The sequence below is a fragment of the Terriglobus sp. YAF25 genome (genome assembly GCF_052113305.1).
Taxonomy (GTDB): Bacteria; Acidobacteriota; Terriglobia; order Terriglobales; family Acidobacteriaceae; genus Terriglobus.
Genome location: NZ_JBFRCY010000081.1, coordinates 1 through 10,077, shown reverse-complemented (window position 1 = coordinate 10,077; position 10,077 = coordinate 1). Strand labels below are relative to the sequence as shown.

The window sequence follows — 10,077 nt, the reverse complement described above, 5'->3', positions numbered from 1 at the left end:
GCCCGCTACCAATCGAGCGGCCCGGAGAGTTGAAGGGGGCCATCGTATGTTGTATCGGCCTACCGAGGAAGAGTGGCACGCGAGCCTCGCCAAAGCGGCCGTGCGACAAAGGCCAACACTCAAGCGCGGCTGGCAAGGCTTGTGTCGGTTTGCACCGGAGCGTTCATTCTCGCACCCACCGGGCTTCCTGACCATCTATCGGTCAGACCAGTTTTTTACACCAATCTGTCGGCGTATAGTGCCGCATCAAAGCAGTTTTTGAGCAATCCCTGGTTGAAGCCGATTAGGGGATGGCGGTGAGGACGTATGTTTCGCCGGCCTTGGTTTCGAAACTGATCTCAGCATTGTCCACCCGCTTAAACATGACGCTCTTGCCGCTCGAAGTGCGAACCGTGGCGCCTGCAATTGCCGGATAGCGCAGCTTGAGTGAACCACCAACTCGAGAAAGAATCTCGAAACGATCCGCATGTCCATTTGACCAGTTTGCGGAGACCTCGAAGGCGCCGCGAGCCAGCAGGCCGCGATAGCTGCCCTTCGGCCACGCTTTCGGAAGAGCGGCCAGAGGAGCGACGACTTCCTCATGGCTTTGCAGCAACATCTCGCCGACTCCGGCAGTCACACCGAAATTGCCGTCGACCTGGAAGAGCTTCGTCGTCGTGGAATCTCGATGGTTATTCCAGAGGTTGTGCATCGCATGATTCGCCTGCCATGTGTGATAGCACGCATAGGCTTGATTACCGTCTCCGGTACGTGCCCATGTGGCCAACCGCTGGGCCACCGCCCAGCCTGGTGTACCGGTGGTAAGTCCGCGGCCTTCCAGAGAAACCTTCGCTGCTGCTAACCAAGTCGGCGATGTCGAATTGATCAACTGCCCGGGATAGAGCCCAAGGAGCTGAGACATATGCCGGTGATGAGGCTCCCCAATCGATCCGTAGGTAGTTTCCTCGCGATATTCCTTGATCTGCCCTGAATCGCCGATCAGAATTGGGTCGAGCCTAGGCAGCTGTGCCTCGAGAACGGGAATCAACGGGTCGTGGATGCCGAGGGCCCGAGCCGCCTCGATCGTATCGCGATAGCTTTCATAAATCATCTGCTGATCAAATGTCGCGCCCACTGTCTGCAGGCTGTTGGCATTTTCCGGTGACGACGATGGCTTGGCGAGCAGCTTGCCATCAACGTCCTGCACGAAGCGCGACAGGAAGTTCGCTTGTCCACGCATGGCCGGATAGACGACTTCGCGGAGTAGTTTTCTATTTCGCGTGAAATCGTAGTCGTCCCAGAACAGCATCGTGGTCCATGGGCCAGTGCCGAACCCGGAATGACTGGTTTTACCGCTACGCTCGTAGGGGCGCATGGAATTGCCCAGCGCCCAACCGTTGTCACCGTCGGTAGCTAAGCCGGAAGGGTGATATTGGGTAAGGTACTGGTTCGCCAGGGCTTGATGGGCAGGAAGATAGGCTCGATAGAAATCAATATAGGGATCAAACAACTCCGGAAGGTTGGTGTTGAACGCGAGCCAGTAGTTCATCTGCTGGTTCACGTTGTGCCAGTAGCCTGCTGTCCAGGGAGGATCCTGATAAACATTCCATAGGCCCTGCAGGTTTGGCGGCAACGCCCCGGACCGAGATGAAGAGATCAGCAGGTAGCGGCCGAACTGGAAGGCGAGCTCGTCCAGGTAACCGCTTGATTCACCCGATCGAACTGCATCGATCAGTTTGTCGGTGGTGATCGACGGCATCGGAGTGTCGAGGCTGAAATTTACCCGGCCATAAAGTTTTGTGTAGTCCGCTTCGTGCCGCGCCAGCAGATCGTCATAACTGCGGGTAGCCGCTGCAGCAATGGTGTCGCTGACCTTCTTGTGGGGATCGGGAAAGCCCTTGAGCTTGTCCAGCCGATCGGTAGCCGAGAACACCTGGGGATTCCCGATCTGATAATTGGTGCCAATGGCGATCAGAATGACGGCACTGGTTGCACCCCGTACGCTGATGGAGCCACCGTCAGAATTCGCTGCGGTCAGCGTTCCACCCTGAGGGATCACCTTGAACTGTCCCTCGAACTTGATTCCGTAATAGTCCATCGTTCCTGCAAGGGTGATGGTATTGCCGTCAGCCTTGACCGCGCCGTGCTTACCGCGGTTGTCGTCTTTAGCATGGCGGAAGTCGGCAAGATAAGGAATTGTGGGATGGAGTGTGAATTCCAAAGCGCCGGCCTTCGAGGCGCGCAGGCGAATCACGAATACCTTGTCCGGGTAGCTGGCGAAATATTCCCGCTGGTAACCAATACCCGCATCATCGTAGGAAACATGAGCGGTAGCACTGTTCAGCACCAAGTCCCGTGAATACTTGCTGGGCGCCGTGTGCGGAAACTCCAGAAAGACCTCGGCAAAGTTATTCAAGCCGCCGATCTTCTCCGTTGGAGCGTCCACCAGGCTGTTCTCGGTAATCTGCAGCCGGTCCTGCTGTACGCCGCCAAACAGGTTCACACCCATATAGCCGTTGCCCAGCGGCAACGACTGACTGACCCATCCCTCGTTGTTATCGACAGCGGGATGGTCATACAAAAGTCGTAACGGAGTTCCCGCGCGGTCGGCAGGCGCGGTTGCAGAACCGCCCGCACGAACWATCTGCGAGAGAGCGGCGGGTATTGGCAGCAGGGTAACAACAGCTAAAACGATCAGCCGCATAACAGATGATGTCCTCTTCAGAAGATTCGGAAGATCAAATCGGCAAGCCCACCTTCTTTACGGGCTCGCTTGACTTCGTTCAACGTAATTCACCTGTGAATTGTACGTTTCACCAATGATTGAAATCTAGCGACGTCTCACTCACTTCCAGGTGCTTCGCCGAACGATCGCGACGCGCACAAAAGCTGGGGTCGGTGAAGGACGTCCAGTCGCATCTGCGGCACTCAAGAGCCGACACGACGGCAAACGAGTACATGGAGGAGCTGCCGGAGAGTGTGAAAGAGAGATGGTCGGAGCGGTCTTCGAAATGCTCACCGCAGGGTCAACCAGCCGGCAACGTAGGAAGGATGCGGCCGGTACAACCGGTTCAATTTGGCATCAAATGGCATCAAGTCCATTTCGCCACTGCCTGTAAGTGATTGATTTGATGGTGGGCACAGCAGGATTCGAACCTACGACTTCCACCGTGTGAAGGTGGCACTCTACCGCTGAGTTATGCGCCCTATAAAGGGTAGAACCGGGCCGCGGACTGCCGCTCACGCCGCCTCGATGACCTTATTCAAGATACCATTGACGCCCTGATGACGCCACTGGCCGCAACTGGCATCTCAAACGGTAGAATAGGCCAACGGAATGCCGGAGCCACGATCATCCAAATTCCCGGAGGAAGGCGCGCAACCTCCTGCCGAGGACCGTGTTCAGAAAGATATGGGCACGATGGCGCTCAATCCGGACCTCCATACCGTCACCCTTCCCGACCCGGCGGTGACTGGCATACAGGCCGATTTTGCGGCCAACGACGACGTCCAGACCATGCTGGCGCTGAAGGCCGGCAACGTCGCCGCCTTTGACATTCTTCTGGCCAAGTACCGCAAGCCAATTGTGAGCTTTATGTATCGCATGGTGCACAACCAGGCGGTCGCAGAAGAGCTGGCGCAGGAGGTCTTCCTGCGGGTCTTCCGGTCACGTGAGACCTATCGCGCCGAAGCTCGTTTTTCGACCTGGCTGTACCGCATCGCCACCAACCTCGGCGTGAACTATGCGCGTGACACCAAGCAAGAACGCTCTGCCCCGACGGTGCACCTGGATGAGCCGGATCATGAGACCGGAACCATGCCCGATGTCGCGGATGACACGCCGACGATCGAAGCCGATCTCCTCAGGGAGGAACGCATGCAAGCCATCCGGCAGCATGTGATGGCTCTTCCAGAACGGCAAAAGAACGCCGTTTTGATGCACAAGTATCAGGGAATGGACTACAAACAAATAGGCGAAGTGCTTAAACTGTCTGAGTCCGCTACCAAATCGCTGTTATTCCGCGCCTACCAGACGTTGCGCGTGAAACTGAAGGATTTCGTATAAGGCGCTTCGGCGCCGGGATGAAACTGTTATGAACTGCCATGAATTCCAAAACGAGCTAGAAGACCTGGTACTCAACCCGGCAAAGGCTCCCTCGCGTGCAGCCCAGGCTCACCTGTCCGGTTGTGAACCGTGCAGCGTTGAGCTGAAGGAACTGCGTGCGACATTTGCGGCAATGGACGCCTGGACGGCGCCTGAGCCTTCTCCCTGGTTTGATACCCGCGTGAACGCCCGCATCCGCACTGAGCAGCAGGCTGCTCCGGCCGGATTCCTGGAGCGTTTGCGCGCCCGCTTGCTCTATAACACCGGAGCCCAGTTCCGCCCGATGATGGCCGGAGCCATGGCGCTGGTTCTGATGCTGGGCGGCGCAGGGGTTGTTACGCAGTTGAAGTCCACGCCTCCGGTGCGAGCCGCAGTGGTTGACGACCTTCAGATTCTGGACCACAACGACCAGGCGATCCAGGAGATGGATCTTCTGGACGACTCTTCCCAGGACGAAGACGGGACTCCTCAGACCTAGGAGCCCGTACCGCATCCTTTTCTTGAGTTTTGGGTCCTCCTTAATAGAAAGGGATTGCAGACTTTCTATGGAAGGCATCTCAGGCGTGTGGCCGGGAACCGAAAAGTAACGCGGGGCGTGATATTTCACTCTGGCTTTTACCGCGAAAGTTGCTATCGTTGGACGCGTAGGGGTACCACAAGTACGGAAATGAACTGCTTAGGCACAATACGGAGCGTGACGCTATTAGCCCTGACGGCTGCTGTGGTCATGCCAGTATTGGCTCAGCAACGCCGCCCAGCGCCGCAGCGGCAGATGTCACCCGCCGGAGGCGGCGGTCGTGGCGAACATCTTGCCCAGTGGATGGACAAGCACCGCAACCTCACCCCGCAGCAGCAGCAGAATGCTCTGCGCAGCGAGCCCGGTTTCCAGCAGCTTCCGCCGGAGACCCAGGCACGGGTGATGGGCCGGCTGGGTCAATTGAATGCCATGCCTCCGCAACAGCGTGAGCGTGTCATCAACCGTGCAGAAGCGATGGAGAAGCTGGAGCCGCAGCAGCGGCAGCAGGTCCGTGGCGCTTTGAGCCAGCTTGGAGCATTGCCGACGGAACGCCGCCGGCTGGTGGCGCGGGCCTTCCGCGACCTTCGCCGGATGCCTCCGGAGCAGCGGCAGAACACCCTTAACTCCCCTGCTTACCGTGACTTCACGCCGCAGGAGCGCTCTACGCTTAACAACCTAATGCAGGTAGAGCCGATGCTTCCGCAACAACCGTAGAGGTTGATGCATCCAATGGATGTCAGTCGGTACCGCGACCGCTCAAACTTGACCGGCCGAAAGTAATCGATTATCGTGCAGAAGATGTCTCATTACGCCATCCACGCTTGTTGTTGCCGCTGCTGCTGTCCGCAGCAGGCCGCCGTGGAATTGCGTTTCGGACGGTAGAGTCAGAATTCACAACCTGATTCCCTCCTGATCCTAGAAAACCTCCAATTCTCCGAGAGCCTGCGACCTTCCCCAGAAGTCGTGGGCTTCTTACTTTGCCCCGGAGAAATCACCCGAAACAGTTCACCAGCAAGGAAACCACCATGAATGCACGTCTTGTCACATTCGCCTCTGTTCTCGCCTTCACTCTGCCGGCCCTTGGCCAATCGGCGTTGACCGGCACGTGGGAGGGCTACTCTGAGATCCATGGGCAGAAGGTCCCCGTCAAGCTAGAGCTCAAGCAGGAATCCAATGGCGTGAAGGGCGCTTTTCTAAGCGGACCGGAACGCTGGGAAGCTACCAGCGGCTCGTCCACGGATGGGAACCTGCTGCTGAGCTTTGACTACTTCGCCCGCAAGGTCGACGCGACCGTTAAGGGCGACGACCTGACCGGCACCTTCGGCACCGCGACGACGAAGTATCCGCTGGCGCTGCACCGTGGCGCTGTGAGCAAACCAGCCACTGCCAAGGGGCCCGATATTCACGGCGATTGGGAGATTGCCGTTGGCACGTCCACCAAGGGCGAGTCGGCCTGGAATATGAAAGTCGAGCAGACACCTACCCTGATAAAGGGCGCCATCCTGCGTATCGATGGTGACACCGGCGGTCTGTACGGCAACTACGACGCCGAAGCGAAGCAGTATGTCCTGTCGCACTTCACGGCTGCCGGACCAGCGCTCTATACCCTGAAGCCGCAGGATGACGGCACCCTGGTGGTCACCAACGCTCTCAAGGACGACCAGCAGTGGACCGCTCGCCGTCCGGTTGACGCGCGCAAGGAGAACCTGGCTCCTCCCACGGCCACCACAGAACAGACCCGTTGGAAGGATCCGGCCCAGCCGCTGTCTTTCAGCTTCCCTGACCTGAGCGGCAAGACGGTCTCCAGCAAGGACCCGGAGTTCAAAGACAAGGTGGTCCTGGTAGCGATCGGCGGATCGTGGTGCCCGAACTGCCACGATGAGGCTCCGCTGCTCGAGTCGCTCTACAAGAAGTTCCACAACAAGGGTCTGGAGGTTGTAAGCCTGACCTTCGAGCAGGATGAAGATCAGCTCAAGAACCCGGTCCGTGTAARGGCGTTCATCAAGCGCTACAACGTGACCTATCCCGTGCTGCTGGCCGGAACCACTGACCAGTTGAACGAGAAGATCACCGGCGCCGAGAACCTGAACTGCTGGCCCACCAGCTTCTTCCTGGATCGCGAAGGCAAGGTACGGGAGATCCATGCCGGCTTCTCCGGCCCCGCGACCGGCAAAGCTCACGAAGAGCTGGTCAAGGAGACCACGGATCTCGTCGAGAAGCTGCTGGCCGAAAAGTCGCAGACGCTGAAGGCGAGCAACTAATAGTCTTTCCCGAAAAGGCCCACGCCGGCATACGCCGGCGTGGGCCTTCTTCAATTCCGGAAGAAGTTCTTCGCCAGGAAGATCACGTTCGCCGGGCGCTCGGCCAGACGGCGCATGAAGTAGGGGTACCACTCCGGGCCGAAGGGCAGATAGACACGCACGCCCCAACCCTGCTTCACCAGCGCGCGCTGCAGGTCGCGTCGCACACCATAGAGCATCTGGAACTCGAAGGCCGTCTTCGGCAGCTTTGCTTCGATGGCAAATCGCTTCAGCTCTTCGATAATGCGTTCATCATGCGTTGCCATGCCGCAGAAGACACCACTGGTCATACACCTCTTGGCGAGCTTGAGGTAGTTCGCGTCGACATCGGCTTTCTCTGGAAAGGCCAGTGACGCCGGTTCCCTATAGGCGCCCTTGCACAGCCGGATGCGGATTCCCTGCCCCAGCAGCCGTTCGACATCCTGTTCAGTGCGGTAGAGATAGGCCTGCAACACAGTGCCGGCAGCGCCGTACTTGTGGAAGAGACGCTCGGTCATAGCGACTGTCGCCTCCGTATAGCCGGAGCCCTCCATATCAAGGCGCACAAAGTTCCCGACACGGGCGGCCTGCTCTACCAGTTCGCCGACCACCTCTTCGGCCAGCAGCGGATCGACATCCATGCCCATTTGCGTCAGCTTCAGGCTGACATTGGCCTTCAAGTTGCGCTGGGCGATCGCGTCAAGCATCTGCGCGTAGAGCCTGCCGGTGCGGCGGGCGTGGTCCTCGGAGAGGACGCTCTCACCCAGAGCGTCGAGCGTAACGGACATCCCGTGCCGGTTGAGGTCTTCGCAGGCTTTCAGAGCCTCGTCCAGCGACATGCCGGCGACGAAGCGGCTGGACATCCGGCGGCCAAGGGTGGAGCGCTCAGAAAAAGCGCGCATCTGTTTGTTTTGGGACAGTGCGATGAAGAAACTGCGAAGCAAGGTCTCGTTTTCCCTCTGGTTCCTTTGCAATGTAGCCTTCATGGCATTGCTTTGCAAGGGCGCGGGATTGATACACTCGCATCTGTGCGTGTGAAATCGCTGTTCCGGGCTGCCCTTCCTGCCATGCTGGTACTCCTCGCCGGTTGCAGGCGCGGCGCCTTTCCGGAGTACCCGGCAAACTATCGCGAATTTGCGTATGTCACCAACGGCGCGGCCAATACCGTCACCGTGCTGGACCTGGTGTACCTACGCCAGGACAAGGTGTTGCAAGTAGGTCAGTCGCCCTCAGGCATCGCCGTCAACCCAGTACGGAATGAGGTGTACGTCGCCAATGCAGGTTCCGGCACCGTCACGGTGATCAATACGGAGCTGAACCGTATTGAAGCCACCATCGGCGTACAGCGCGGTCCCTACTCCATTGCGGTCTCTCACGATGGAAAGCGCGCCTATACGGCCAATTCGGGATCGAACTCGGTCTCGGTCATCGATCTGGATACGCGCCGGCAGATCGCTGTAGTCGGCGCAGGCGAGAAGCCGGGTGTCGTGGTGGTAGCGCCGGACGACCGCGCTGTCGTGGTCACCAACCGGGAGTCGGGATCGGTCTCAGTCTATGCCGTGTCCACAGAACAAGCCGGCCCTCCGCTGAAGCTTCGCAGCACCTGGAGCAACTGTCCCGGCGCGACAGACGCTGCCATTATCGGAGACTCGACCAAGGTTTTTGTCACCTGCTCCTCGAACCGCCAGGTGATGGCAATATGGCTCGCTGCTGACCCGAATGAGTGGCGCGGCAAACAGGATCCCTCGCTGCAGCGGGATGCATTCTTGACCATGCTGGACGTAGGTGAGACGCCGATGCAGATCACGCTCAAGCCAGATGGCTTTGAACTGTTTGTTTCGAACTTCGCCTCAAACACGATCTCTGAGATCTCTGGCTGGACCAATGAAGTGAGCAACACCTTTCCCATCGGCACGCATCCCGTTCACGGTGTGATCAGCAGCAAGGACAACACAAGCTTCTGGGTCTCAAACTTCGGTGCGGATATGCTGAGCCTGTACAGCATCGATGATGGGAAACGGGTCGGCAGTGTCCGTACCGGTACAGCACCCGATGCTCTCGCCTTCTCAAGAGATGAACACCTGTTGCTGGCCGCTAATTCGAAGTCCGGCGATGTCGCAGTGATTCGCACCGTTGGCCGCAATGGTCAGCCGGAGCTTTTCACCATGCTGCCCACAGGTGCACAGCCGAATGCCATCGGAGTGAAGGCATTCAACGTGAAGTAGTCTCCGGTTTAACGCGCGGATTTTACGGACGCTTGCTGGACATTCGACTACACGAACATTGGACAAAAGCCAAAGGGCGATGGCCGACAGTTTCGACTGCTACGTCGCATTCCATGCCATCTAAAAAGCGGCGACCTTTTTGAAAGCTGGAGTCTGGTCGTGACGACGCGTCCTGCCTTGAACTTTCGTCCCTTTCGCACTATGGGCATTTCAGGAACTCGGCTACCCACCTCTCTTCGAGTTTTCTATGGCGCGATTTTTGGAATCGTGCCGCTCCTCCTCACTCTCCTCATGCCTCCCACCCACCGGTCTCCTTACCTGTTTGCCTATCCAGCGGTTGTGTTGACCGCTTGGCTATGGAGCACTGCCGGGGCGGTCTCATGCGCGGTCGTTGCTGGAGCTGTGTTGGAGCATTTCATCTTCTCCGCGCGTCGGATCGACTTGGCGCCAAGCGCCTGGATCACCCGCGAAGCTCTTTTCATAGCCGGGTCCCTGTTGGTTGGATTGCTGACAAGACACGCCGCCCTGCAACGGGAACGCATTGCGACATCAGCCTGGACGGTTGAGGTACGTGGTCTGCGCGCTGAGAAGGCAGCCGAGATCGCGGAAAAACAGGCGGCCGAGTTGCGTTTAGAGAATGAAGCTCGCGTTCGTATGGCTCTCGACGGAGCCAATGCCGGCATTTTTGAATGGGACATCGTCGGTAACCGCTCAATCTGGTCTGACGGCTTCTATCGCCTCCATGGACTGGAGCCTGGCGGCATAGCTAGCTATGAAATTTGGAAGCAACAAGTCCATCCTGATGATGCCTCTCGCGTGGAGGCCGATATCACACAAGCTTTGACTGGCGTTGGAAGATTCTTCACCGAGTATCGTATTCGCCGGGCCGACGGAGATATCCGCTGGGTCGCCCTCGAGGGAAATACGGCTGCCGGACCGGATGGAAAGGCTGCGATGATGCGTGGATTTTGC

8 protein-coding genes and 1 tRNA gene are annotated in these 10,077 nt (G+C 58.3%); 6 read left to right on the top strand and 3 right to left on the bottom strand.

What is annotated here, in order from left to right; all coding sequences use genetic code 11:
• Positions 1-283: 283 nt before the first annotated feature.
• Together AB4043_RS05140 and AB4043_RS05135 are read right to left on the bottom strand one after the other, a co-directional pair.
• Positions 284-2,683, bottom strand: coding sequence for a glycosyl hydrolase family 95 catalytic domain-containing protein (locus tag AB4043_RS05140; RefSeq protein WP_442299290.1), 2,400 nt, complete (start codon positions 2,681-2,683; stop codon positions 284-286).
• A 428-nt stretch (positions 2,684-3,111) separates the two neighbouring features.
• A tRNA-Val gene (locus tag AB4043_RS05135) sits at positions 3,112-3,186 on the bottom strand.
• 130 nt (positions 3,187-3,316) lie between these two features.
• On the opposite strand from AB4043_RS05135, the gene AB4043_RS05130 reads away from it, so the two are divergent.
• The 4 genes from AB4043_RS05130 (at position 3,317) to AB4043_RS05115 (ending at position 6,862) form a co-directional block, all read left to right on the top strand.
• Entirely contained in the window at positions 3,317-4,045 is a 729-nt protein-coding gene (locus AB4043_RS05130) for an RNA polymerase sigma factor (protein ID WP_442299289.1), read from the top strand.
• A 28-nt stretch (positions 4,046-4,073) separates the two neighbouring features.
• Positions 4,074-4,562 (top strand): anti-sigma factor family protein, encoded by a 489-nt coding sequence (locus AB4043_RS05125; protein WP_442299288.1) that lies wholly within the window; start codon positions 4,074-4,076, stop codon positions 4,560-4,562.
• A gap of 216 nt (positions 4,563-4,778) precedes the next feature.
• A complete protein-coding gene (locus AB4043_RS05120) occupies positions 4,779-5,315 on the top strand; it encodes a DUF3106 domain-containing protein (protein ID WP_442299287.1) in 537 nt (178 codons plus the stop codon).
• 311 nt (positions 5,316-5,626) lie between these two features.
• Positions 5,627-6,862 (top strand): TlpA disulfide reductase family protein, encoded by a 1,236-nt coding sequence (locus tag AB4043_RS05115; protein WP_442306609.1) that lies wholly within the window; start codon positions 5,627-5,629, stop codon positions 6,860-6,862.
• A 50-nt stretch (positions 6,863-6,912) separates the two neighbouring features.
• On the opposite strand, the gene AB4043_RS05110 is transcribed toward AB4043_RS05115, so the two are convergent.
• A complete protein-coding gene (locus AB4043_RS05110) occupies positions 6,913-7,782 on the bottom strand; it encodes a proline dehydrogenase family protein (RefSeq protein ID WP_442299285.1) in 870 nt (289 codons plus the stop codon).
• Positions 7,783-7,914: 132 nt separating this feature from the next.
• On the opposite strand from AB4043_RS05110, the gene AB4043_RS05105 reads away from it, so the two are divergent.
• Both AB4043_RS05105 and AB4043_RS05100 read left to right on the top strand, forming a co-directional pair.
• On the top strand, positions 7,915-9,105 hold the full coding sequence (locus AB4043_RS05105; RefSeq protein ID WP_442299284.1) for a YncE family protein: 1,191 nt from the start codon (positions 7,915-7,917) through the stop codon (positions 9,103-9,105).
• 504 nt (positions 9,106-9,609) lie between these two features.
• Positions 9,610-10,077 (top strand): PAS domain-containing protein (locus tag AB4043_RS05100; RefSeq protein ID WP_442306608.1); only part of this gene is annotated, 468 nt, incomplete at its 3' end.

What these genes read in the sequence shown, in the direction of transcription:
- AB4043_RS05110 (WP_442299285.1), bottom strand. Translation starts at nt 7,782, where the DNA reads ATGCGCGCTTTTTCTGAGCGCTCCACCCTTGGCCGCCGGATGTCCAGC.
- AB4043_RS05125 (WP_442299288.1), top strand. Translation starts at nt 4,074, where the DNA reads ATGAACTGCCATGAATTCCAAAACGAGCTAGAAGACCTGGTACTCAAC.
- AB4043_RS05130 (WP_442299289.1), top strand. Translation starts at nt 3,317, where the DNA reads ATGCCGGAGCCACGATCATCCAAATTCCCGGAGGAAGGCGCGCAACCT.